The sequence below is a fragment of the Acidobacteriota bacterium genome (genome assembly GCA_016208495.1).
In the GTDB taxonomy this organism is placed as follows: Bacteria; Acidobacteriota; Blastocatellia; order Chloracidobacteriales; family Chloracidobacteriaceae; genus JACQXX01.
This window is the reverse complement of sequence record JACQXX010000013.1, coordinates 13,284-38,833: the sequence shown is the minus strand read 5'-3', so window position 1 is coordinate 38,833 and position 25,550 is coordinate 13,284. Positions and strand designations below refer to the sequence as shown.

Sequence of the window (25,550 nt, the reverse complement as noted above, 5' to 3'; positions counted from 1 at the left end):
CAACAACTCATTGGAAACACTCTCGGACCAGAATAGCTCAGAGGGTTAAAGACTGGAGAAAATCCTGGCCAGGGAGCGCGTTTGGTCATAGCGGTTGAACTGATTCACGAGTTTCTCGGACGGAGGTGGGCAAAGCGTTCCGGCCTGCCACTCTGAAAACAGAGTTTCAATCGCAGCTTCAATTCCGGCCTGATCATCCGGGGCGGCCACCAGCCCCAGATTGTGGTCACGGACCAGGTTTGAAGCCTCGCCTTCCGGAACTATGGCCAGGAGTGGTTTTTGGGCCGCGACATATTCCCCAAATTTCCCGCTCAAAATGCTGTCATTCCCAAATTTCTGATCAAAATTGATCAGAAGCACCAAAACATCGGCGGCTCGCATATGGTCAATGGCTGTTTTATGAGAAACAACACCGACAATTCGGCACATTGACGCGACTTTATATTCCTGGAGCATCTGTTCAAGCGGAACGTCATAGACCAGACCCACAAATTCAAGGCGGGCTTTTTCCCGAAAAGCCGGGTTTTTTGAGGCCAGCGATTGTACTGCCCGCAGCAGGATCTCTGGTGTTCGACGGGGTTTAAGCGAAAGCGAGCCAACGTAAGCAATGGTAAATTCGCGTTTTTGTGGCGGGCCGGTGTCCCGGTTTTCAAAGTCCGCCGGGTCAAATCCATTGTAAATCGTATGAATTTTTTGGCGAATGTCGGGGTAATCGCGGCAGAAGTCCTCAACTGTCCGCGGGGTGGTGCAAATAATGCGGTCCGCATTGCGGAGAATCAGGCGTTCACAGCGTCGGTCAAAAGCCCGCCGCACCGCCGAACTGGCCACAAACATCTCAAATTGCATCCAGCCGTCGCGGAAATCCGCAACCCAGGGAAGTCGAAATCGCTTTTTCAACGCCCAGCCGAGCAGATGGACATTATGCGGCGGCGATGTGGTGAAAATCAGGTCAATTGACTCGCGCTGGATAATCCGGCATGCCTCGGACCAGGCGTGGGGAAGCCAGAAAAAACCATAATCCTGGATAACGCGCAGATTTTCAGGAATCAGAGCTTCCAGAATCTGGCGAAGGTGGTTGCCATTTCCTCTGACTGAAGAAGTCTCGGTCTTTTGGCTTGGAATCTGGAGTTGATAGGGACCAATTGAGGTCCGAGTCCGATACATCGGGGTCGAAACTGGGATTTCATCGAGTAATGATTGATCGAGCAACGCTGGCGGATAAAAGGCCGGATCAACGGTCAACACCACTGGCCGCCAGCCAAAAGACTCCAGATGTTTGACGAATTTGAGGGCTCTGATGACCCAGCCTCCACCCAGCGGAGGAAAATCATGCACGATAACCAGAACATTTTTCGGTGCCGCCTGCGAAGTGACTGGCATGAAGTGAACCTGGGGGAATAAAGGTGTGGCTGAAGGGAAACAGGTCTTTACCAGTGAATGACCAGAGTTGCAAGAATTTTGCGTCTATTGAAAGCTGAAAAATCCAGCAAGCGTCCGTTTCAAGGTTGATCTGAAGCCATTCGCGGGGCGTTCCGAACCTGTGCCAGAATCAGTTCTAAGGCAAAGTTAAAATAGGAATCAAAATAGGTGTCTCCCAAATATGGAGCGACCGCCTGAATGTGACGAAAATGGTCGGAAATGACCACGGCGGTCGGTTCGGGCTGCAGATGTCGAAGCGCAATTTCGTTTAAAAGTGCCCCATTGACGAAATGGCCGATCATTCGCACCATTCGCACCCGCATGAGTTCGTCAAATCCAGCCAGCTTCAAGATTTCCAGATTGGTTTCAAGAAATTGAAATGACTGATCAGAGTTAAATCGGCGTGTGGCCAGCAAGATAAACGCTTTTGGATGGCGTTCGGCGACTTTCCGGTAGGACTGGGCAATCGTCCGCAACTGCAGTAACCAGTCCTGTTCGCCAGGCACAGGCAACTCAATTTCTTCCATCAACAAATCAACAACTAAATCCAGAAGATGCCCTTTGCTCGGAACGTGGTGGTACAACGACATCGCCTCACATTTGAGTTCCGCTGCCAGCCGACGAATACTCAAAGTTTCCAAACCATCACGATCAATCAAGCCCAGTGCCGTTCGGGCAATTCTCAGCGGAGTCAACGAGTCAATTGAAGTTCTTAGCTTTTTGGGAGATTGAGATTTCATAGCCATCACCTTACAGCGTAAGGTGATTTTTGAAAACCACTTTGATTTAACCTGAACTTTGGAGGAACGCCTGTTTATGAAAACTGAAGATTTGTTGGGACTACTGATTCCCGTTACTTACGTGGTCATGTTGTGCATCGAACTGTGGAAACCAGCCCGGATTTTTCCCCCTATTCGCTGGTGGCAAGGCATTGGGGCAGTCTTTGTCATTATTTTAATGGCAATCAATATTGTGTTGCCCTCGTTGCTTCCAGTTGAATGGATTGCTGGCCACAGTGTGATTCATGGTTCAACCCTTCCGCTTGGAGTACAGATTGGACTTGGTTTTGGGCTGGTGACACTGGCGAATTATTCATTTCATGTGATTCAACACCGATTTACCATTCTTTGGCGATGGCAACACCAGCTTCATCACAGTCCGCAACGGGTGGATATTTCCGGTGCGGCATATACGCATCCATTTGAAGTGATTACTTTTACCCTGATGTTTTTGACCGTAACCGTTTTCATTCTTGGACTTTCCCCGCTTGCTTCAGCCTGGATTGGATATTGTGGGGCTTTCCTGGCAATGTTTCAGCATTGGAATATCCGCACTCCCCGCTGGCTCGGCTATTTTATTCAGCGCCCCGAATCGCATTGCTGGCACCACGAACCAGGGCAGGCCCGGTACAACTTCGGCGACCTTCCGTTGTGGGATCTCATCTTTGGTACTTTTTATAATCCGGAAGAATTTTCAGGCCCGGTTGGGTTTGAAGAATCAGTCGCCAAACGGGTCAAGGATATGCTGCTGGGTCGTCAGGTTTCGTTTTGAGCATTTCAGAAATCATCAATTTTTAAGCAGCCGGAAGCTTTGTCTCAGGTTTCCGGCTGAACTTTTTCCTTCTGTAAATTTTTCCGTGATGGATTCGATGAATTGGAAATTGAGGGTTTCAACCTGCGAAGCAGGTGGGAGACAGTAGCCCCCGGTGCAACCGGGGGATTCGGTCGGTCGTTCCTCCCAGCCTGCGAAGCAGGTGGCAGAAAGTGCCTGAGGAAGTTCACGGCAATCAAGGGATTACCGGTGACGGCACATGACCTGGCGAGTGTTCGTTTTTCTCTGTCACCTGCTTCGCAGGCTGGGATGTGGCGGCATTCGAATCCCCCGGTTACACCGGGGGCTACTCTCTTGTACCTGCTTCGCAGGCTGAACCTGAATTTCCACCTTGTTCCAAAGAAACCCATCACGGAAAAATTTACAGAAGGAACTTTTTTATAAAGTCACACCTTCTTTCACTTTCCAGGAACTCTCAGTCATAATTGCTCAATCCTAAACTCTCTTTTTTCGCTGTCACACTCCATGCTGGTATTCCTGACCTTTTGTGGATTGGTTTTGGCCACGCTGCTCAGCCCAGTGGCGCGGAGTTGGATGCTGTCTCGAACTGCAGGTGAGTGGGTACTTGACTCGCTGGGATTGTGGGTTCAGGGTGTGGTGATTCCATTGCTTCAAGTCTGGCTAGTGGTGCGTGGGTGTGCCGGGCTGTTCCCATCCCTTCAGGGATGCCTGCGCCTGCCCTTCTGGCTGGCGTTTTTGCTTAATTTCGTCGTGATTGATTATGCCTATTACTGGAATCACCGCCTGTTGCACAGTCAAAGATTTTGGCCAATCCATGCAGTCCATCACTCGGCGACCCGCTTTGACGTCTTGATTACCAGTCGCAATACCCTCTGGGCATCGCTGGTGATTGTGTATGTCTGGTTCAATGGGATATGTACTTTTTTGCTGGCTGACCCAGGTCCGTTTCTGACAGCGGTGGCACTCACGGCGGCGCTGGATTTATGGCGGCACACGCGGGTTACTCCTCCTGCCGGGAGCCGCTGGCACCGGATGCTGGCCAGCCTCTTGATTACCCCGCTTGAACACGAATGGCACCACAGTACAACGCTGGTAAATCGGAATTTTGGCGCCAATCTCTCAATGTGGGATCGAATCCACGGCACGTACCACTGGTCTGTCGCTTCACCCGAGACACTGGGTGTTGCAGGTTCACTGTCGCTGGTTCGGCAACTGGTCTTCCCGTTTCAAGTGCCTGAAAAGGAGAATCCTGCCCGATGACACTCCTGGGAAGGTTCATGGCACTCTATCCCACCTTGTTACTCTTGCTTCTGCTTGGGTTAATTCTCTGGTTTGGTATCCGTCCGTCGGTTGTTCAACCCTGTTTGATGGTTCTGGTGGTGTATGTGCTCCCGCCCGTGACGCATCGGTTCCACTCGCTGTTTTTTCCATTGCGGGAAAAGACCTCTGATCTCAGTAAACCGGAATACTCCCCGTGGTGGGGGAGCCATCAAATTCAGGTGATGTATATTGCCCTGCCGGGGCTTGAAGCTGTACTCCGACTTGTGCCGGGTCTGTATAGCGCCTGGTTGCGATTGTGGGGTGCCAGGATTGGGAAAAATGTCTACTGGACGCCGCTGGTCCAAATTACTGACCGGACACTGATCGAGATTGGCGACAATGTCCTGATTGGTCACAAGGTTGAGTTCCTCTGCCATGTCATCAAGCCCAACCAAACCCGGATGGTGCTCTATCTCAAGAAAATCAAAGTGGGAAACAATGTGTTTCTCGGCGCCGGAAGCCGACTGGCACCGGGGGTTGTGATTGAAGATGGCGTGTATTTACCAATTTTGTCTGATATTTACCCAAATCAAAAAGTTGAGCAATCAGACCTTGAACAAGAGTCAGTAGGCAGTGGTCAGTAATCATATAATCGGTAAGTTTATTTAATGAAATGAGTTGTAGCATTTTAGGAAATGATTTTTGTTTAGAATTCAAGCTTTAGCTTGCGAAAACCGCCCGTTCGCATCATTTAACTCCATTGCGGAAAAGGTCAGTTTTCGCCTTCCAGGCGGGGAGTGGAACAAATCGAATTTCACTCTTTATCTTAATGAAACGTGTACCAGGTTCATTCAAAAATTGGACAGTTCCTCCTTCAAGCGGCCCCGGTGTCCCTTCAGACCAAATTTGGGATACAAACCCCGCCTGAAGGCGAAACTCTTCACTCGTTCTTCATTTCCAAACGAAGAATTGCTGAACCTCATTCAAACACTCTGGAGGAAAACATGAGGCAAGCCGTTTTCATTACCTGTCTGATTGTTTTGGGAGTGATGCCGCTCTTTGGTCAAACACCCACACCGGAGGCAAGTCAGCTCTCCACGCAACATGTTCGATATGGCTCGGAAGTCATCTGGTTCATCCCCAACAAATTCACCCTGACTCGAACGGCATGCCGTCAACTGGATGCCCTTGCCAGACTCATTCCCCAAGATGGCAAGTTTATAGTTGTGATTGATGTCCAGGTAATTCGCAAAACCCAGGCCGAGCGCCGGTACAGTTTTAGTGTTGAACAGGCTCGCGCTGATGAAATCAAACGCTATCTTTATTACCAGAAAGAAATTGATCTCTATCGGGTAAAGGAACAGTTCACTTCGAAAGTTGATCCCCAGGCACCCAGATCCGAGCGAGACACGATCAAGGTTGAAATCTGGTCTGGACCGCCTGAAACATCCCTTCCATCGCCACCAGTAACGCCGACACCTGACCATTAACGGGAATGCGCGGTCCCAAAATTGACACAACATCAACTTTCTCTCACCGGGTTGTTGTGGGTTCAACTCCTGCCCTTATTGAGCAAGTCAAAAGCTGAACCCCTGAATTGTTTCAATATTTTGTATTTTTTCAGGGGAAGATGACCGTTTCTCCCCAGGCTGTGGAACGCCAGTTGTGCAGACCCAACCAGGTCCACCATGATTTCCCCCCGATAGTCAATTTATTGATTCTATTTGCCAGTGACCATTTTCAATTCTCTCCCTTCAACAAGCGGTTCGAACAGGATTGAAAATGGGGCATTGCCAGATTGTCTGATGACCAAATATCGAGGGAACAACATGGAAACGAGAGTGCAAGATTTGGTTTACAACGTGCGGATGTTATTGAAAAACAAGGTTTCAACCGTGATTGCGGTTGGGTCGCCGGCACCTGGCATTGGCGTAGCGGCAACCATCTTTAGCGTAGTGAATGCCCTGTTGATGCGTCCGCTCCCATTTGCCAGCCTTAATCAACTGGTGATGGTGGGTAAAGTGATGCGCGGGCAGGGCCTGGGCTGAGAACCAAAACGGCTTCAACTCTTAACTGGCATTACTCACTGGTATCACTTTGGATTTGGCGGAGCCCGGAAAGATAGTACTTTGCGGCAATATCGTAGCCGCTTTTTCCCGCCAACGAACTGTACTTCAAGCCATTCATTTAGGGGGTGTCGCTGGACTTTTTGAAGTTCTGGTTTCAACCAGGGCTCGATGTTCGTCTGAAGCCAGCCCTCGATTTAAGACGTCAAGGGCCTGAGCTGCATTTCCGGCAAGCAGATTCTGGGCATCAATCCACAACCCTGGAAACTGACGACTCCGAAACATCCCGTTGTCATTTGGAAGCGGCTGGTACACTTCGTTTTCAAGGATAAACCAGTCAATTGCCTGATCCAATACTCGCCAAATGACATATTCAAAGACTTGATTGCGACGATAAATTTTGATTTTGTCGTGCAGGTCATAGGAAACACTGCTGGCGGCAACTTCCAGGATCAATTCCGGTGCCCCCTCAAGATAATCATCCTGGCTGATTTTGACACGACCACCGAAATCAGACGACAGAAACAACAAGGCATCGGGCTGAACTTCATTGTCTGGATCTAATCGAACTGAGGCATTGTCGGCAATTTCAACGCCAGGTGTTTGGGAAGCATAGGCAAAAAGCAATCCCATCATCAGAGCATGGGGTTTGGCATGGCTTTTGAAACGAGTTGGAGATGGCATATACACAATTCCTTCAATCAGTTCAGCTTTTTTGACATCCGGCATCGCGTGATAGCGAGCTTCGAATTCATGGCGTGTCAAGCGGTCGCCAGTTTCCAGCAGTTGAATCAATGAAGGGGGAGAGACGGAAAGTTCCGCCTGAGACGGTAAATGTTTGATCTCGGTTGCCATAAAGCTGCGCTCCGGAATTGTTGAAGTTGGGGAGTTTTGAGATTGTACCGGAACCCTGGACGGAAGAGGTATCGAATTTCAGACAAAGAAACCAGGCTGGGAGCGCTGGCATCTTGCCGGCACCAGGCGGTGAAGGCTCAATCAATTGCCGGCAGGATGCTGGTGCTCCCAGGGAATATTTATCTCACGTTTTATTCCACTTGCTGTGGCCAAAACCTGCAAAACCTGGGTTGGATCACATCCATACATCCCGGATCCAAACGCGGCGTTCGCTTCAACCACGGCCCAGCCTTTTCCAGAGATGACACCCACATCAATCACCACGGCTTCGGGAACCGAGACCGCCGGATCATTCAAAAGTGAAGTTGTAAACTGGCGTGCCTGTGCAATTTCATCAGGTGTCGCGGGCCAGTTGCCGTTTGAGTCGCGAGCCAGTTGCCGTTTGAGTCGCGAGCCAGTTCTCCACATCGGGAGTAGGGCGAAAGCGTCGCAATCGTTCGATGATGGACAAAACATCGAAATTCGACTTCCCAGGTGACTGGTTCGGAGGCCAGAACTGGAACGTCATCCTCCAAATAGCCAAAAGCGGTTAATTCCGAACCCGATTGATACACCTTTGCGGGGAAGCATTTGTCATCCGCCGGTTTGAAAAACGTCGGGTGATTGATCAATTTGGCTTCGCCAAGTGACAGGAACTCAATGTTTCGTTGGCGATATTGAACGGGAAGCGTCGTCAGCCAGTGAAAGGGTGGTTCAACCAGCGTCAGACCTGATTCGTTGGCGATAACCGCAGCAAAGAGTGGTTCGCCATACAAAACAATGGATTGTGCTTTCAACCCGTCATTTGGACGCCAGTTCATACATCGTTCGACCGTCCATCCAAGTTGGGTTGCTGCCCCAGCCAGGGCAATTGAATCTGGAGTAAACCGTGGTGACAGCACCAGCGTGGGAAAAACCATTTGAAAAACCTTTTGGGGTGAAACAGAAAATAACCCGTGATCCAGCACCATTTTTGCAGACCGTGGGCTTCGCACCACGGCTATTACACAGCGACCCTCCGGGCCTGAAATCCTCTAACTCTTCACTCGCATCACCAATCGCTAACCACTAACCGCCTTCTCATACCATTTTGGAATGAGGTCATCGTATTATGGAACAGTCAAGTTATTCGATCAGATGGAGTTAGTGGACTACTGACTACGATCTACCGACTACAATCTAGTATCATTCTTCATCACTTTGTTTCTAACCGAACCTCAGCCGCCATACCGGACTTGAAAATGTTCTCGGGATTATCCACCCGGACTTTCATGCCAAACACTTGATGATTGCGTTCGTTGCGGCTCTGGACGTTGCGCGGGAGAAACTCAGCCTGATCTGAAATTTGTTCAACCGTTCCCGAAAAAGGACGGTTGGGAAAGGTATCAATGGTCACACTGGCCTTCTGGCCGACTTTCACCCGGCCAAGTTCAGGTTCGGGCACAAAAACGCGAACCCACAACTGGTCGCCTTCCAGCAAAACGGCAATTGGTTTGTTTGGCGGGAGCAAGTCACCGGGGCGAACGCTGAGCACTTCGACGCGAGAGGTGACCGGAGCTTTGACGATTCCTTCGGCCAGTTGAACCGCATTGCCTTCAAGGAGTGCTTTGGCTTCATTGAGCCGGGCCGTGGCTTCGGCAATATCTTCTTTTCGGGCACCGCTCCGCATCATGTGCAAATTTTCCCGTGCCTGGCGCAGCCGCTCGTTAGCGGCACGCAAGTCTTCCTGACGTGTCCCGGCTTCAAGTAAGGACACCCGTTGTTTGAGTGATTCGAGCCGTTCAGCCGCCGCCTGCTTTCGAGTTTGGGCATTGTCAAGCACCTGTTTTGAAACGTCCCCTGACTGGTAGAGTCGGTTGACTCGATTCCAGGAGAGTTCCGCATTTTCCAAATCAGCCCGTGCCGCCGCCATATCCGCCCGAGCCTGGGCAATTTCCTGTGGACGCGGGCCATTTTCAAGACTTTCCAGGACAGCTTTTTCGCGTTCAACCGCCGCCTCGGCCTGGGCAACTTCTTCGACCCGAAATCCATTTTTGAGCTTACTGACCACTGCCTCGGCCTGGGCAATTTTGGCAAGGAGTTGCTCCCGTTGGGCTTCGAGTTCGGCCACGTCAAATTTGACCAGCACCTCACCGGCTTTGACGGTTTGGCCTTCGACAACGGTAAGCTCAAAAATGAGTCCAAAAGCCCTAAAAATGGCCTGTTTTGAGCTGTTTTACCTGTTACCCACAAAAACGTGGGTTAGCTAAGTCATTTGTTTTCAATAGAGGACTAATCACCCTACAAAATCCGGGGGGATTAGCAGGGTTCAGGGTTCAGGGTTTGGAAACCTGTGTTTAAAAGATCTGATATTTCTTGAAATTCTGAAAGGTCATGGTGATCAACTGCTTCAGATTCAACACTTTTGAACCTTGAACCCTGTCTTTCAAAATCTGAACCCTGAACCCCGAACCCCGAACCCTGATTGGTATTACCGCACGGGTTTGGTTTTAAAGATCTTGTGAAAGGCTTTGGAAAAAATTGCATTTGCGGCCCAGGCCGGGAGCAGTCGTTTCAACGCGTAGACCTGCTTGGCATCCGTGCCACAGCGAACCCGCAACGGCATGGTCTTCATTTCGGCCAATCCGGCAATCGCGTTAATAACAGGTGTGACTGGATTGCCTTTGCCCGTGACCATTTTATTGCGGAGTTCGTGGTAGGCCGCGGTTTGGGCAGCATAAGGGGAATCGGCCTCAAAGCAGCCTTCACCCCAAACCTGCTTCTGACCAAAATCGGTTCGAAATCGCCCCGGCTCAACAATTGCCACCTGTACGCCGTGGGGCTGAAGTTCGTGATAAAGGGCTTCGCTCAATCCTTCGACCGCAAATTTGCTCGCGCAGTAAAGTGACGAGAGCGGCATGCCCAGATAGCCGAGCACCGAAGAAATGTTGATCACCCTTCCTTTGGCTTTGCGAAGCGTCGGGAGCAAATCCTTGGTCAACAGGAGCAACCCAAAAAAGTTGACATCCATAATCTCCCGGATTTGAGCTTCGGAGAGATCTTCCATCGCCCCAAACAACCCATAGCCGGCATTGTTGACCAGACAATCGAGCTTTCCCTGGCAATGGGTTTGAATGAGTGCGGCGGTGACTGCCCGGTCCCCAGCGTTGGTTACATCCAGCGAAATAATCCGCAACCGGTTGCCATATTTGGTTTGCTCAGATTGAAACAACGACTGGCGTTCATTGGCCCGACGCATAGTGGCAATCACCGTCCAGCCTTTTTCCAGAAAGACGGACACCAGTTCGCGTCCAAACCCGGAAGAGCAGCCGGTAATTAAAATGGTTCGATCACTCATTGGCAATTTTCCTTGAGAGTGTTTGATGTCGTTTGGGGTTCGGGGTTCAGGGTTTCGGGGTTGTTGAATATCATGAAGTCGTATACAGGAAAGCCCTATTAAATGTATACACTTTCGGAAACAAAAAGTGAGCGAACGGTGTCAACCTCAAGGTTTCCAGCCAGAGATTATCCTGGCTCACACGATCAGTTTGTTGTGCGAGCGAAGTCAGGATTTATCAAATGACCCAGGCGGGGTAGGGGATGATTTGGTTCATTTGACCTCTCGGACTCTCTTCCAATTGTGTCTCCCCTTTGCCTGGGACCAATTGCACCTGATTGTTCTGGTTACTCTCTTAGCTGGATCATTTTCCTGATACCTCACAGTATATCCAATTTATGACACTTTCCGTGTATATGATTTAATGATACTCAACAACCCTGAACCCTACGCCTATGTCCAATCTCATTCTTGATCTCACTCGATTATTGCCGGGACCGCTGGCGTGCCGGATGCTTGGTGAACTTGGTTTTGAAGTGCTCCGCGTGCTGCCACCCAGTGGTGATATGGCTGACGTCATGATGCCGGAACTCAGTGCCTGGCTCAATTCAGCTAAACGCACTGAGATCATTGATTTAAAAACTCCTGAAGGCTGTCAACGACTCAAGATTCTGGCCTCCGAAGCCCTGGCACTGGTTGAAACCAATCGGCCAGGCGTGATGGAAAAGCTCGGGGTCGGGCCGGAAATATTGCGCCAGATCAATCCGAACTTGACTTATGTCCGGCTGGCGGGGTTTCGCGATCCTGAACAGCGAGCCGAACCAGGCCATGATTTAACCTATCTAGCGGCAACTGGACTCCTTTCTCGCTTTGAACCGGCATGGCGGTCCGTCCAACTGGCTGATATCAGTGGCTCTTTTTGGGCGGTGATTGCCACACTTCAGGGGTTGCGGCACGGGGGAGGCTTTTATGAGGTTTACCTGGAGGAAGCCGCGTTTCCGTTTTCTTATCCACCACTGACGTTTTTGGATGGCAGCATTCTGTGTTACCGAGTTTACACCGCACGGGAAGGTCAAGTTGCTCTAGGTGCCTTGGAGCCACACCTCTGGGTCAGGTTTTGCAAAGCCGTCAATCATCCCGAATGGCAGACCGAAGGATTTTCGCGTGCCGAACCGACCAATGCTACATTTTTGGCGATTTCGGAATTCTTTCTCGAAAAAACAGCCCAGGAATGGGAAACTGTGGCGCGGCGAGACGGATATCCATTGCGTGCAGTACAAACCTATTGCCCTGCCGATCATCTTGTTCCGTGGAATCACACAGAATGAAGAAACCAATTAGTGGTTAGTGGTTAGTGGTTGGTGGTTAGTGGTTAGTTTTTTGTGCCTGGTGCCTGGTGACTGGTAACTGGTTCTTCTTCAAAAGAATTGATTTCTAACCACTAACCACTAACCACTAACCACTTGCTTCAGGCTTCATCCACCAATCAACCAATCTTTTATTTGGGAAGTGTTCAACCATGCGTTATCTGGCGATTCTTTCCCTCCTGTTTTGCACTTCGTGTCATATGGGAATTCCAAAATCTTCAACTGCGGTGGCAAATGTGTCGTCGTTGACACCTCCTTCGACAGTTGCTCCACCCCTGGTGACTCCAGGCTTATCAGAATCTGGGAGGGAAAGCGGAGCATCGTCAAGCAAACGGACAAGCGTGCGAGTTGGAGGCGGTGATATTTCCATCGTGTTTGACAGTGACAGCTATAGTTTGACCAAAGAGGAATTAACATCCTGGGTTGGAACTGGTGCCAGGGCGGTTTCGGCATATTTTGGACGGTTTCCCGTGAAAAATCTGACCGTTCGAGTCCGCTCATCACGCGGCAGCGGCGTCCATCACGGAGAGGCTGCCGGATATCATGGGCGGCCTTCGATCAAGGTGGCGGTTGGGTATTACTCTGATCAGGAAGACCTCAAGTCAGATTGGGTGATTACCCACGAGATGGTTCACCTTGGCTTTCCCTGTGTGGCTGAACGACATCACTGGATTGAAGAAGGAACGGCCACGTATATTGAACCAATTGCCCGCGAGCGAATCGGTGTGATTTCACCCCAGGAAGTCTGGCGGGATCTGGTCGTAAATCTTCCCAATGGGCTTCCAAAACGAGGTGATCGGGGGTTGGATTACACGCCAACCTGGGGGCGGACCTACTGGGGCGGGGCTTTATTTTGCCTGCTGGCGGATGTGGAAATTCGCAAACAAACCCATAATCGCCAGGGGTTGGAACATGCCATCCGCGCCATTACCGAAGCCAACGGGGTCATCACTGAATATTGGGACATTCGAGAGGTGCTTCGCACCGGGGATAAAGCGACTAAAAGCACGGCCTTGGAGACGCTTTACGACAAAATGCGTGACAAACCCGCTCCAGTAGACCTTGATGCCTTGTGGAAACAGCTTGGCGTCGAACTCCGAGGCAATACAGTTGTCTTCCACAACGACGCACCGCTGGCACACATCCGCAAAGCCATTTGTGGCTAGATAAGTGGCAAGGTAGTGAAGTAGTGAAATCGTGAAGTAGTGAAATCGTGAAATCGTCATTTAGTCAAAAGTTGCTTGCTTTTCCTGGGCACGATTCGGTATTCACTTCCTGCAATTCATCACACAAAAAATTCTGCTTTACTACTTCACGATTTCACTACTTCACGACTTCGCTACATTGCTTCCTGGAGCTTCCTTTCTTTATGACCCGTTCGATTGCGGTGTTTAACCATGCTGGTGGTGTCGGAAAAACCACGACCACCCGCGACCTTGGCTATGAAATGGCCTCGCGAGGCCGCAAGGTGTTGCTCATTGATGCTGATCCACAGGGAAGCCTGAGCGATTTTCTTGGCCTTGATCCGCATAGCCGACCACATCAGGAGATATTCTGGCAGGCGCTCCTGGGTGAAACCGGAGATGCGACTGACCTGCCGGCACCGCCGCATTTAGAGTCGGCATTTGGCATGGATATCGGTTTGGCCAACCTGCTGGTGTTCCAGATGGAACAACGGCTGGCCGAAATGAAAAACACCCAACGATTGCTGGATGTGCTGGAAAGCATTAAAGATCGGTATGATTTTATCCTGATTGATTGTCCGCCGAATGTTTCAGAAATTACGGTTCAGGTGTTGATGGCCGTGGATGAAGTCCTGATTCCGGTTCAAACCGAACATAAAGCCACCATCGGACTGGTCATCGTTCAGAATGAAATTTTAAAAGCCAATCAGCGGCGCCGTCGAATCCGACCTGAATTGCAGATTTCAGGGATTGTTCCAACCATTTTCAGCAGCACAAAGACCGAACATCGAAATTACCTGCAAGCCATTCACGACTTTGCCAGACAGCTTTCCCGTCGCGTGCTCCCGCCAGTGTCAGACCGCATCGCCGTGGCCGAAGCTTCGTCTGCCGGAAAACCACTCAAAGTCTATGCCCCAAATTCTCCAGCCAATGCCGATATTGAACAAATAGCCAATTTGGTGTTTGGCAGCTAATACTGGGGCTAAGAGTTAGGGCTGAGGGTTTGGGGCTGGGGGCTAAGGACAATTGAAGGGATGAGGGATGAAATAAAACAAATTCTTCAGCCCCCAGCCCCAAACCCTTAGCCCCAAACCCTCAGCCCCAAACTCTCAGCCCCAAACCCTCAGCCCTAAACCTGTATGAGCAAAAAGAAACCTCCGGTTCGATTACCGAAGCAATTGATGACCAACCTTGCCTATCAATCTGTCGCCAGCCAGAGCGGTGATGTGTTGTTGCACGTCGAAACCTCGCACATTCGTCCAAATCCGCACCAGCCGCGAAAAATATTTGACCCTGAAACAATTGCCGAACTGGCCGCCAGTATTCGCGAGCATGGCATTTTAGAGCCACTCATTGGCCAGGAAGCCTCGGACGGAACGTACACCTTAATTGCCGGTGAACGCCGGTGGCGGGCCGCCCAGGAGTTGAATCTGAGCCGGGTGCCGATGGTGCTGCGTGGTGGAAGTCAGACGACTGATACCGGACTACTGGCGCTGGTCGAAAACCTTCAGCGAGCCGATTTACATCCCGTCGAGGAAGTTCAGGCACTGGCCCGGATTGTCGAACAATGCGCCACTCAGGACGAAGCGGCCCAACTGGTCGGGTTTCAGCGCTCGACATTGGCGCGATTGATTCGACCAGCCGGATTGGAAGCTGAAATCCTTGACCTGTGTTTAACCATTCCACAAGTGACCCGCAACACGCTTGCCAGGCTACTTGATTTGCCAACGCTGGCAGCCCGGCTGGCTTTTCTGGAGAAATTTAACCCCAAAGAGCAATCAGCCGAAGTCTCGAAACGTCGGCCATCCGCGAAGGTAAAACCAAATCAATTTCGGTTCTCGCAAACCCAGGCTGGGGCTTCGTTTCAGGTTGAAGTCAAATACCGCAAACGTGAAGCATCGTTGCCAGAGATCATATCTGCTCTGGAACTGGCTCTGGTTGAAGCAAAGCGCCAGGCAAGTGAATAGGTGAATGTGTGAGAAATCCTCTGATTTAGAAAATGTTCAAGGTTGAACAATGATCTAAATGCTGTATTTCAAATAAATTCCAGGGATTGGTTTGTCTTCAAACAACCGGGCAGTGTCAAGCGTTCCGCCTTCAGGCGGGTTTAGTATCCCAGCTTTGGTCTAAACGGGTGCTGGAGCCGCCTGAAGGCGGAACGTTTGACTTTTGGCTGCTTTTTTCTGCGCAAAAAATTTGCTTTATTTTTCTGGTTGGGGCGTGTATAGGATAGGTATCTCAACTTTTCGGGTATCACAAGAAATGTTACCCTGCACGAGCCGTCACCTATTTCATTTCATTTGATGGTTATAAATCTTGTCAGCCAGGAGGTGTATATGAAGCTATTTCAACAGTTGGAAGAATTTAGCCACGAGCAGCTAGTGTTTGCTCAAGATTCAACCATTGGATATAAAGCGATTATTGCCATTCATAGCACAGCCCTTGGCCCCGCCGTCGGCGGGACCAGATTTTGGAATTATGAAACCGAGGAAGACGCCACGATTGATGCCCTCCGGCTGGCACGTGGGATGACTTATAAAAACGCCATGGCCGGTTTACAGCTTGGTGGTGGAAAGTCAGTTTTGATCGGAGACAATCGCCGCACCGACCGTGAAGTCTTGTTCCGGGCCCATGGGCGCTTCATTGACGGGCTGGGCGGGAGGTACATCACGGCGGAAGATGTCGGCACCAGTCCGGCGGATATGGAATTGATTCATCGGGAAACCCGCCATGTCGCTGGATTGGCAAGCCGTAACGGAGATCCGTCTCCCTGGACCGCTCGCGGTGTCTTTCGGGGAATCCAGGCAGCGGCCAAATATCGCTGGGGAAGTGATGATCTGGCTGGACGGCGGATCGCGCTCCAGGGACTTGGCAATGTCGGCCATCATCTGGCCCGGCAACTCCACCAGGCTGGCGCCAGCCTGATTGTGACAGATGTGAGTCAAAATCGAGTCAAACGTGTTGTGACCGAACTGGATTTCCAGGCAGTTGACCCAGCCGATATTTTTTCAGTTGAGGCCGATATCTTTGTTCCCTGTGCCTTAGGCGCGGTGATTAATCCAGAAACCATTCCGCAGTTGAAGGTTGAAATCGTCGCCGGTGCCGCCAACAACCAGCTTTTGGACGCTCAAAGCGGTGATGAACTGGAAGATCGGGGGATTTTGTACGCTCCCGATTATGTCGTGAATGCCGGAGGAATTCTCAGTGGCAGCGTGGATCTGGTCGGTTGGACGCCTGATTTTGCCCGTTCCAAAGTCGAAGCCATTTACCAGACGGTGCTTGAAGTGTTTGAGTACGCGGAACGTGAAAACATTCCGACGTACAAAGCGGCTGACCGACTGGCTGAACAGCGGATTGCGCTCGCCAAAGCCACACCGCCGAAAAAAGCTCGCTCCGTTCCTGGAAATTAGGCTGGCGCAGATGGGCTAAGATGAGAATAATTAACGCTTTTCATCTTTTCATTCCTATTTTTCAGGAGAACCAACCATGTTTCGAAAGTTAACGCTCGCCGCTGTGGCAACCCTGACCCTGTCTTTTTCAGTTCCGGCTTTTGCTCAGGACCAGACCAAACCCGAACCCAAACAAGAAAAAGAAGAAGTCGTGATGTGCCCGGTGATGAAGGAAGAAGTCCTGGACACGGCATCGGCTGCCTTTAGCGAGTACAAAGGCAAAAAGTATTATTTCTGCTGCCCCGGCTGTAAGCCAAAATTTGACAAAAACCCTGAAAAATACGTCAATACTTCACTACTTCACTACTTCACTACTTCACTACTTCACTACTTCACTACTTCACTACTTCACTACTTCACTACTTCACTACTTCACTACTTCACTACTTCACTACTTCACTACTTCGCTCTTTCGCTATCGCCTCAATTCCAACTCCCCAAAATCAAAATCCGGGTTCGGACAATCAATCTTGAGTTCAGTTGGCTTTCCACTGGCATTGATGGTGAAAGTCACCAATCCCTTTGGAAACGGATAGCTGACACTGGGCCGCCATTTCAGGCGGAAGGTATCCAGGTGCCAGTGTTCCAAATCTCCGACAAAATTTGGCGCTGGAATGAGCCGAAGCACCAGTTGGCCGTTTTCTTCCGTGATGGTGGCATTACCATAGAGCGGCCCCGAATATTTCCCAGCATATTTGGCCAGGGGAAGCGACGGCTGAGTATTGGGAATGCGGGAGGCTTCGATGTGCTGGGTTTCCAGTTTTTCGACTTCTTTGCGTCTCCGGGTCAGCTCCAGGAATTCAGCACTCCAGTCACGCTGGGGAGCACCCAAAAACACATCGAAAATTTTGTTGGAAACAATGGTTGCCAATGATGTTTCGCTGTTGGTCAGAACCACCAGCCCAAGATTTTCTTCTGGAATCATGGCCGTGCGCGAGATCATCCCATCAAGTCCACCACCATGCGAAATGACTTTGCGGCCCTGATAGTCGTTGAGCGACCACCCAAGACCATAAGCACTGAAATGTTGGGTTGGATTGAGTTTCTCAGCCACCTCACTGATGGGTTGAAGGGTGTGCGCCGTCCACATTTCACGAGAATTTTTGGCGCTGAAAATGACTTTGCCCTGATATTTTCCACGACCCAGTTGCAGTCTGAGCCACTCAGCCATATCCGCCACGCAGGAGTTGAGCCCGGCTGCCGCCGCACCACTGTCAACGTTGGAATAGCGAATCACACGCATTGCTCCGTCTAGCTCATTGTGCGGGGCGGCAATGTTGTCGCCGGGTTTGAAGGCGGTGACGGTGGTTGTGGTCGAGGTCATTCCAAGTGGGGCCAGAATCCGTTCTGTGACAAATTCGCTCCAGCTTTTACCGGTCACCACTCGAACAATTTCACCAGCGGCAATAAACATATTGTTCTGGTAGCCAAACTGACTCCGAAAACTTGAGGTTGGTTTGAGATAGCGCACCCGGCGCAGAATTTCCTCGCTGGTGTAAGTTGTTTCATACCACAGCAAATCACCGCTAAATGTCGCCAGACCACTCCGATGACAGAGCAGGTCCCGAACCGTCATTTCGTGGGTGACATAGGGGGTATACATCTGAAACCAGGGCAGATATTTCGTCACCGGGTCATCCCATTTGACCTTGCCTTCGTCCACCAGAATGGCCAGGGTGGCAGCGGTAAAAGCTTTTGAATTTGAAGCAATGGCAAACAAGGTGTGGTCGTCAACCGGAGTTGATTCACCCATTTTTCGAACGCCATAGCCTTTGGCCCAAACGACTTTGTCATCTTTGACAATGGCCACGGCACAGCCCGGAACATTCCAATCCTGAGCGGCTTTGGCGATATAGGCGTCAATTTCGGTCAGTCGCGGGTCGGCGGTCTGAGCCTGAAGGGGAACGGAAATCAGAAACAGGAGCGCAAAAAGAAAGAGAAAGGTCCTCACACGAAGCGATTTCATGCAGCCAGTACTCCATCATAAAAGAGTTGATATGTGCGAATCGGTGACCCGAGGATAGTTTGAGATGCGGCATTTCACCAGACAAAAAGTTCGGAGTTCAAAAAGTTTAGAGTTCCGCCTTCAGGCGGTTCCATCGTCCTTCAGCACAATGTAAGGACTTTGAAACCGCCTGAAGGCGGAACTCTAAACAAGAATCTTAAACCGCCTGAAGGCGGAACTCTGAACAAAAATCTCAAACCGTCTCCAGGTGGAACGCTCACTTCTTTTTTGAACTGGATTCAATCAAATCAATTGCTTGTTCGATGCTGGCTGGTGAACCAAGCAGCACCACGATATCGCCTCCGGCAAAGGCGTACTCTGGGCCTGGATTGACCGTTGTGAAATTATTGCGCAGGGTTGCAATCACGCTCGCGCCGGTCTTTTTCCGAAGGTGAAGCTGGCCAATGGTTTTTCCCCCAACTGACGTTTTTTCAGGGAGTTGATACATCACGGTCGAAGTCTGGCTCAGAATCGAGGCAATTTGACTTAATTGCCGGGGGGCGTCAGCAGGTTCGCGGAGCAACCTGTACCCTTCCTGCCGAATTTCAGCCGCTTCTTTATGGATCATCAGATCGGCAATGCCATATTTGGCCAGGACTCGGGAGAAAATTTCGATGCTGGTTTCAAACTCTTCGGGAATGACCTGATCTGCCCCAAGCTGGTACAACGGCTGGAGTTCGAGCATAAACCGGGTGCGGACAATGATATGCAGATGCTGATTCATTTCACGGGCAATCGCAACGGTTCGCCGGGTGGCTACCGGGTCGGAAATTGCAATCACCAGCACGCGGGCGTCTTCGACCTTGACGGAATGCAGCACTTCGCGTTGGGTGCTGTCTCCATAATGGATTGGCTCTCCGTGGTCGCGACATTTGCGAACGGTATCGGGGTTGAGTTCAAGAATGGTGTATTCCACTCCAACCTTGCGCAGCACACGCGAAAGGTTTTTCCCGTTCAGGCCATACCCGACAATCACAACGTGTCCTGACACGCCGGCTTTCCCGTTGGATTCGCCTTCATCCGCTGCTGGAGGCTCACCTCCTGAAACCAGTTTTTGAAGCCAGAACCCCGCTTTGGGCGCTGCCTGGATTAAAAACGGAGTGGCAATCAGCGTCAAAATTGAAGCGGCCAGAAATACCTGATAGCCAGTTTCGCTCATCAGGTGCTGTTCCAGTCCGGATTTGGCGAGGATAAATGAAAATTCTCCGATCTGAGCCAGCCCCAAACCAGCCACCAGCGCCACCCGCAATGGTTTTCCAAGGGAGAGGGTGACCAACCCGACCAGCACCAGCTTGATGATCACGAGTCCAACGGCAACCACCAGCACCACACCAAGATTTGCCATCAGGGCCGCGATGGAAAGCAGCATTCCGACCGAAACAAAGAAAATACTGTTAAACACATCCCGAAACGGCAAAATATCGGCCACAATCTGATGGCTGTATTCCGAATCTGCCAGAACCAGCCCGGCCAGAAATGATCCAAGTGCCAGCGACAGACCGACTTGCGACGTAACCCACGCCGTTCCAAGGCTGATGAGAACCACAAACCCGACGAAGACTTCGCGGCTGCGGAGTTTGACGATTTGAAACAACGCTTTTGGAATCAGGTACTGGCCGGCCAGAATGATCACCACCACCGTCAACACGGCGCTCCCAAGTCGCAGGCCCAGGTTGACAACCGAGGCACTTTCTTTTCCGCTGAGAATCGGCACCAGGAGCATCATCGGCACCACGCACAAATCCTGAAACAGCAGCACGCCAAGGCCGATGCGTCCGTGAGGCGTGTCTGTTTCAGCCCGGTCCGCATACGTTTTTAATACCAGCGCAGTGCTCGACAGCGTGCATAAAAATCCATAAAAAATGCCTTGATTCAACGGTTTGCCGGCAAACCAGAAAATGGCGGTGACCACTACCGTCGTGGCCACGACCTGGAGCCCGCCACCATTCAAAACGATCTTGCGCATTTCAAACAGCGACTTCAGGGAAAATTCGAGACCGACGGTGAAAAGCAGCAACACCACGCCGATTTCGGCCAGAATCTCAACGGCGTGAACATCCCGGATCAACCCGAGGCTGTGCGGTCCGATCAGAATTCCGGTCAACATAAAGCCAATCAGCATCGGGACTCGAATGCGAAAACAGATCAAAGAAACCACAATCGAAGAGGTTAACAACACCAGCAAATCGCGAATCAAGGGCAGTTCATGAGGCATCAGCGTTTTTCCTTTCCTTTAAAGACAAAGTGGCAATGACGGCAGACGTAGGTGTGGTTTCGATCTTTGGGATAAAGTGCCGTCCGGCCACAAGCCGAGCAGGATTGGAGTGTCTGACGAAGCGGAGGTCGTTCAAGAAGGGTATTGAGCAGCCAGACCAGAAAATAAAAATTCATACACCAGTCCTCTCAGACACTTTTGGAGTGCGGCGGCTTGACGCCGCTTTTCAAGAGATGCAGTGTGAACTACTGGCAGGGTGGTGCTCGGGGGGCAGATGAACTTCCGAAAAGAAGAAGCTGGTATTTGGACGATGAAGAACTCACCAACAACAGGTTGAGCGTTTTCACTACAACCGTGAAGGCTGGTGCCGGAATGGTGCCGATGGTTTTGGTCTGAGGTGAGGCCGAAGACTGATCGCAGGTCGGGGACACTCGCACGTCAACAACATTGGGAATGGTTTGACTTGAAGATGTCGTCGAGATCGTTCCTGCATCAGGTGTTGCCAGCCAATGGGCACTGGTTGATGGGGAGTGTGACCGTTGAAGAGTGGGTTGACGGAAATTTTTCACCAACTGCAAGGCAGGCGGTGTTGACCCCAACCAACCTGGCGTGGGTTGAGCCTGAGTAGAAAAACCTGCCTGTGGTGGGTACGCAGCAACGCCGACACTGAGGCCAAGCAGGCAGAAGGCGACGCCGCAAATGATTCGATAGCAAAAGCTTGTCAGCATCGGCGTGCCCTCCTTTTGTGTGGGGTTCCGGGTTCCGGGTTCTTGTCATTACCCAAATTTTTTCTGCTCTCTAAAATTGGGCCTCAATTGCCTTTGTAAGTTGTTGATTCTGGGTTCTGGGATTTTTTGTAAGTTGTTGATTCTGGGTTCTGGGATTTTCAGGATAATCAGTGGTCAACTCAGACAATAGCCGAAAAACAATTTCAGTAACTCTTTAAATTTGCTGAGGTTTAGAGGCAAGTCAAAAAAATTTGGGTAATGACAAGGTTCGGGGTTCGGGGTTCCGGGTTCTTCGAAAGGATGAGGGGGTGAAAGAAATCACCTTGTCACCCTGTCATTTTATCCTGGTTTTCGCTGCGTAGCGGTGGTTGATTCGAGGCAGGTCGTTACGGCCTGTAAATTAGGACCAAAGTTCGAAACCCCGAACCCCGAACCCCGAACCCCGAACCCCGAACCCCGAACCCCGAACCCCGAACCCTGAACCCGATCAACCTAAAACCCAACCCGGAGTGACATTTGTACTGTTCTTGGTCCAGCCAGGTCAACGCTTTGGGTCGAAGTAATTCGCCCAAAACTGGGTGATGAGACATTGAGCGATGATGGAATGTCGAGGTTGGTGTGATTTAACAGGTTGGAAATCGTGGCTTCGTAGCGCACAAATACCCGTTCCGTCAGATTGAATTTTTTGGCCACTGAGAGCGAAAAGACTTTGGTTCCAGGGCCTTCCAGGATTCCAACACCCGAATTTCCAAACCGCCCGATGTTGTTGCCGGGAATGATAAACGCCTTCGGGTCGAAGTATTGCTCACGGGTTGGGTTTGAAAGGTTGCCATTTCCAATCCGGTCTGGTCGCTGGGTTGTGGTCACCCCCCGCACCAGAACACCCGTTCCAGAAGGATCCGTCCCGCTAAAGGTTGGCGTTAAAAACGCTCCAGATTGAAACAGGGTAATGCCTGATAATTGCCAGCCACTGACCAGCGCGTTGAGAAAGGGTTTCAAATCTCTGGCATACGCCCGGCCAGTGCCAAAGGGCAATTCCCACAAAAACGTGCTCAGAAACCGGTGTCGTCGGGTAAACGGCACATTTCCATAATCAGCGCCAATGTCGAAATAGTTGAGTGTCGTCGGTCCATTTTCGGCTGAAAACACGGTTGGCGCCGGGCCGAGTGCATTCGACAAATTTTTGGCCCAGGTATAGGAATTCTGGAAACTGAAGCCGCGATGGAGTTTGCGCGAAACTTCCGCCGTAAACGCGTGATAGGTAGCACTCGGGCCGTTGTCGCGGGTCAGCACGGCGTTGAAATTTCGAAATGGCCGCGTGTCGCGCACACGATCATAACCCAGCCTGTTGGGTGTAACCTGATTTAAATCAGGGCTATGCACCAGATTGATTGTGCGCTGGCCGGTGTAGGAAAGTCTCAGTCCAGTCCAGCCGGTGAGTTCTTGTTCAACCGTTAGACTCCACTGCATGGCATATGGGTCTTTGAAATCAACCTGATTGGCCCGGCGATAATCCGGCAGCCCGCCGCCACTGACCTGACCCGTTGGGAAAACATCAGGGAATTGCAGCACTGGGGTTCCATTCACAATCGCGTTTGAAAACACCGGGGCATTGCTGGTCGCCACCCCAAGCATCGAATACAGCACCGAACCAAGCACCGTTACCGTGTAAATACCAAACCCGCCACGAACCACCGTTTTGGTATTTTCAAGTGGACGATAAGCCAGCCCAATCCGTGGATTGAAGTTGTTTTTATCCGTTTCCCGGAGTGCTTCGGGGAAACCCGCGTCGCTTGAAACCACAATCGGCGTGTTGCCAATCGCATCTTTGAACGATTGCGCCACCAGGCCCAGGCCAGTTCGATTTTGGACCACGACCCGTCCGCCAGGAAAAAAGCGGTCAAAGTTGGCAAGCTGGTTGGTTTTGTCTTTGAACGGCAGGTGCAGTTCGTAGCGCAGGCCCAGATTGACAGTCAGCTTTGGCGTCATTCTGATTTCATCCTGGACAAAAAAGGAAATGTTGTGGGTAAAGGGGTTCCCGTCGGGCCCGTTCTGGGCATAGGTCGTTGAAGCCGGCAGCCCAAGCAGAAAATCACCAAAGGCGTTTCCGGTAAACTGCCCGGTGAAGTTGTATTCGCCAAATTCATCGCCATTGAAAAAGGTCAAAATATCTGAAAATTCAAGGTACTGGTAATCCACACCGAATTTCAGGGTGTGGCGGCCTTTGACCCACGAGAGATTATCGGCAAGCTGGATGGTTCGATTTGAAATCGTGCGCGGACGACCTGGGCTGGTTGAAATAAAGGTGCCGTCGGTGAAGTTGAAATTTGGAATGCCTCCTGAAGCGGGTGTCGGTGGAAGTCCCGTCAGGCCAAGGGATTGAATCAGGTCTCCGCCATCAGCCGCCAGCGGGTAGGTGGTTCGAAACGTTGACCGTGACAATCCAGCCCGAAATTCATTGAGCACATTGGGAGTGAAAATCCAGTTGAACGAACCCGCCAGGTTCCGAACTTCGGTGATGCGCGAAAACGTCCCGTTTTGAAGGTTGTAGCTTCCGGTGCCGTCCGTGCCGGTGTCGGTGACATTTTTGTGGCTATAGCGGGCAAACACGGTTTTGCGTTCGCTGAAAGCATGGTCGCCGCGCACATCAAAGCCGTTCACGCCGTAGGCGCCGGGGACGTTGGCGACAAAATTGGGCTGAATCGCGGTTCCCGTGGCTTGATTCTGACGAGGGTAGAGCAATTCCAAAATTTTGGCTGATGTTGGGTTGACCGGAACCTGATTGCGGGCAAAGGGTTGGCCCGAAAAAGGATTGATCAACGGGGAGGAAATGCTCAACAGGTCGCCGGTTCGAAAGGCATCTGGCGGCACGATTTCTGAAAGTAATGTCTGATTTGGACGCCGGACGCCCTCATAATTGAAGAAGAAAAATGAACGGTTGCGTCCATCGTAAAAATTCGGAATTGAAATTGGCCCATTCACATTTCCGCCGAAACTATTGGCCACCAGTGCCGGTTTGAGTCGTTTTCCAGGTCGGGCCGGGTCGCTCGGAGCAAACGGGTCGGTGGCATTCAACGCCCGATTTTGATGAAACCAAAAGGCCGAACCGTGAAATTCGTTTTGTCCGCTTCGTGAAGTGGTGGTGAGGTCGGTCACCTGACCAAATTCGGCATTGTTATTAAACGAACTGACTTTAAATTCCGCGATGCTTTCAACCGACGGAAACAAATCCCTGACCGGGCCATTGAACCGGCTGTTGAGCGTGGAAATTCCATCAATTGAAACCGACGTCATGTAGGGCAAACTCCCGGCAATGCTGATGTTGCCGTCACGGTCCTGTTGCACACCCGGCGCCAGCGTGGCCACGACAATCGGGCTGGTGTTGTTCGTCGCCCGGAAATTGAGGGCGAGTTCGTTGATTTCGCGACCGGATTTGGAATCTGAAATGGTTGGAGAGTCGGTGGTTGTCGGTGTACCAGGGACATCAATAAATATACAATCATCTGAAGTACTCAAAATAAAATCAAATCTGATAGTTTGGCGAGCCAGTAACTGAACAGCAGGCCAACGCAAGGTCTTAAAGTATGGGGCCGAAACAGTTATTTCATAGAGGCCAGCATCCAGATTGATAATCAAAAGATTACCATCCGCATCGGTATCAACAGTTCGCGTGAGTCCTGTTTGCTCGTTGGTGATTTCGACTTTTGCACCGCCAATTCGGGCCCCGGTTTCATCAGAAACCGTTCCCACAAATGATCCATAGGTGGATTGAGCAACAACCGAATCAGAAACAAACCCAAACGAAGGCCAGACCAGATAAAGGCCCACAACCAGACAGATTGCAACAAATCTGAGCATAGGGAAGTGCCTCGGTACTGAATGATTCTGAATTTGGCGGAAATCAGAGGATGCACCGACAGCATAGCCTGTCTTTGAATCAAAGTGCCAGAGTTGTGGACAAGTTGGGGTTCAGGGTTCAGGGTTCGGGGTTCAGGGTTCGGGGAAATCAAAGGACAAAAAGGACGAAAAAGACGAAAAGAAGGGAAAGACGGAATTGCTTTGAACCGTGCTTCGA

The 25,550-nt window shown here is 50.9% G+C and carries 21 protein-coding genes and 1 pseudogene; 11 read left to right on the top strand and 11 right to left on the bottom strand.

What is annotated here, in order from left to right; all coding sequences use genetic code 11:
• Positions 1-45: 45 nt before the first annotated feature.
• Together HY774_02085 and HY774_02080 are read right to left on the bottom strand one after the other, a co-directional pair.
• The gene (locus tag HY774_02085; protein MBI4747247.1) at positions 46-1,380 is read right to left on the bottom strand and encodes a glycosyltransferase; all 1,335 of its coding nucleotides are present in this window, start codon (positions 1,378-1,380) and stop codon (positions 46-48) included.
• Positions 1,381-1,499: 119 nt separating this feature from the next.
• Positions 1,500-2,159, bottom strand: a complete 660-nt coding sequence (locus HY774_02080) for a TetR/AcrR family transcriptional regulator C-terminal domain-containing protein (protein MBI4747246.1) — start codon at positions 2,157-2,159, stop codon at positions 1,500-1,502.
• 76 nt (positions 2,160-2,235) lie between these two features.
• On the opposite strand from HY774_02080, the gene HY774_02075 reads away from it, so the two are divergent.
• The 5 genes from HY774_02075 (at position 2,236) to HY774_02055 (ending at position 6,299) form a co-directional block, all read left to right on the top strand.
• Positions 2,236-2,970: a sterol desaturase family protein gene (locus HY774_02075; GenBank protein MBI4747245.1), complete on the top strand. Its 735-nt coding sequence runs from the start codon at positions 2,236-2,238 to the stop codon at positions 2,968-2,970.
• Positions 2,971-3,564: 594 nt separating this feature from the next.
• Entirely contained in the window at positions 3,565-4,251 is a 687-nt protein-coding gene (locus tag HY774_02070; protein ID MBI4747244.1) for a sterol desaturase family protein, read from the top strand.
• The gene (locus HY774_02065) at positions 4,248-4,895 is read left to right on the top strand and encodes an acyl transferase (GenBank protein MBI4747243.1); all 648 of its coding nucleotides are present in this window, start codon (positions 4,248-4,250) and stop codon (positions 4,893-4,895) included. Before HY774_02070 ends, HY774_02065 begins: the two co-directional genes overlap by 4 nt.
• Before the next feature lie 360 nt (positions 4,896-5,255).
• Complete coding sequence (locus tag HY774_02060) at positions 5,256-5,741, top strand: hypothetical protein (protein MBI4747242.1); 486 nt, start codon at positions 5,256-5,258, stop codon at positions 5,739-5,741.
• 351 nt (positions 5,742-6,092) lie between these two features.
• Positions 6,093-6,299, top strand: coding sequence for a hypothetical protein (locus tag HY774_02055; GenBank protein MBI4747241.1), 207 nt, complete (start codon positions 6,093-6,095; stop codon positions 6,297-6,299).
• 135 nt (positions 6,300-6,434) lie between these two features.
• On the opposite strand, the gene HY774_02050 is transcribed toward HY774_02055, so the two are convergent.
• The 4 genes from HY774_02050 to HY774_02035 all read right to left on the bottom strand — a co-directional run bounded on the left by HY774_02050 (position 6,435) and on the right by HY774_02035 (position 10,548).
• Positions 6,435-7,172 carry a Uma2 family endonuclease gene (locus HY774_02050; GenBank protein ID MBI4747240.1) on the bottom strand — a complete coding sequence of 246 codons (738 nt, stop codon included), beginning with the start codon at positions 7,170-7,172 and terminating at the stop codon, positions 6,435-6,437.
• A 141-nt stretch (positions 7,173-7,313) separates the two neighbouring features.
• Positions 7,314-7,688: an ATP-grasp domain-containing protein gene (locus HY774_02045; GenBank protein MBI4747239.1), complete on the bottom strand. Its 375-nt coding sequence runs from the start codon at positions 7,686-7,688 to the stop codon at positions 7,314-7,316.
• A gap of 718 nt (positions 7,689-8,406) precedes the next feature.
• Complete coding sequence (locus HY774_02040) at positions 8,407-9,339, bottom strand: HlyD family efflux transporter periplasmic adaptor subunit (GenBank protein MBI4747238.1); 933 nt, start codon at positions 9,337-9,339, stop codon at positions 8,407-8,409.
• 342 nt (positions 9,340-9,681) lie between these two features.
• Entirely contained in the window at positions 9,682-10,548 is an 867-nt protein-coding gene (locus tag HY774_02035) for an SDR family oxidoreductase (GenBank protein ID MBI4747237.1), read from the bottom strand.
• A gap of 434 nt (positions 10,549-10,982) precedes the next feature.
• On the opposite strand from HY774_02035, the gene HY774_02030 reads away from it, so the two are divergent.
• The 6 genes and pseudogenes from HY774_02030 (at position 10,983) to HY774_02005 (ending at position 16,813) form a co-directional block, all read left to right on the top strand.
• Complete coding sequence (locus HY774_02030) at positions 10,983-11,855, top strand: CoA transferase (GenBank protein ID MBI4747236.1); 873 nt, start codon at positions 10,983-10,985, stop codon at positions 11,853-11,855.
• A gap of 191 nt (positions 11,856-12,046) precedes the next feature.
• Positions 12,047-13,060, top strand: a complete 1,014-nt coding sequence (locus HY774_02025; GenBank protein MBI4747235.1) for a hypothetical protein — start codon at positions 12,047-12,049, stop codon at positions 13,058-13,060.
• Between the two features lie 203 nt (positions 13,061-13,263).
• A complete protein-coding gene (locus HY774_02020) occupies positions 13,264-14,052 on the top strand; it encodes a ParA family protein (protein MBI4747234.1) in 789 nt (262 codons plus the stop codon).
• A gap of 165 nt (positions 14,053-14,217) precedes the next feature.
• Complete coding sequence (locus HY774_02015; protein ID MBI4747233.1) at positions 14,218-15,045, top strand: ParB/RepB/Spo0J family partition protein; 828 nt, start codon at positions 14,218-14,220, stop codon at positions 15,043-15,045.
• 369 nt (positions 15,046-15,414) lie between these two features.
• Positions 15,415-16,488 carry a Glu/Leu/Phe/Val dehydrogenase gene (locus HY774_02010; protein MBI4747232.1) on the top strand — a complete coding sequence of 358 codons (1,074 nt, stop codon included), beginning with the start codon at positions 15,415-15,417 and terminating at the stop codon, positions 16,486-16,488.
• 193 nt (positions 16,489-16,681) lie between these two features.
• Positions 16,682-16,813 (top strand): annotated as a pseudogene (locus HY774_02005) (YHS domain-containing protein).
• A 129-nt stretch (positions 16,814-16,942) separates the two neighbouring features.
• On the opposite strand, the gene HY774_02000 reads toward HY774_02005, so the two are convergent.
• The 5 genes from HY774_02000 to HY774_01980 all read right to left on the bottom strand — a co-directional run bounded on the left by HY774_02000 (position 16,943) and on the right by HY774_01980 (position 25,333).
• Positions 16,943-18,493 (bottom strand): serine hydrolase, encoded by a 1,551-nt coding sequence (locus HY774_02000; GenBank protein MBI4747231.1) that lies wholly within the window; start codon positions 18,491-18,493, stop codon positions 16,943-16,945.
• Between the two features lie 256 nt (positions 18,494-18,749).
• Complete coding sequence (locus tag HY774_01995) at positions 18,750-20,747, bottom strand: cation:proton antiporter (GenBank protein MBI4747230.1); 1,998 nt, start codon at positions 20,745-20,747, stop codon at positions 18,750-18,752.
• The gene (locus HY774_01990) at positions 20,747-20,923 is read right to left on the bottom strand and encodes a hypothetical protein (protein MBI4747229.1); all 177 of its coding nucleotides are present in this window, start codon (positions 20,921-20,923) and stop codon (positions 20,747-20,749) included. The genes HY774_01995 and HY774_01990 overlap by 1 nt, the downstream gene beginning before the upstream one ends.
• 69 nt (positions 20,924-20,992) lie before the next feature.
• Positions 20,993-21,475, bottom strand: a complete 483-nt coding sequence (locus tag HY774_01985) for a hypothetical protein (protein MBI4747228.1) — start codon at positions 21,473-21,475, stop codon at positions 20,993-20,995.
• Positions 21,476-21,967: 492 nt separating this feature from the next.
• Complete coding sequence (locus tag HY774_01980; GenBank protein MBI4747227.1) at positions 21,968-25,333, bottom strand: TonB-dependent receptor; 3,366 nt, start codon at positions 25,331-25,333, stop codon at positions 21,968-21,970.
• Between the last annotated feature and the right edge of the window lie 217 nt (positions 25,334-25,550).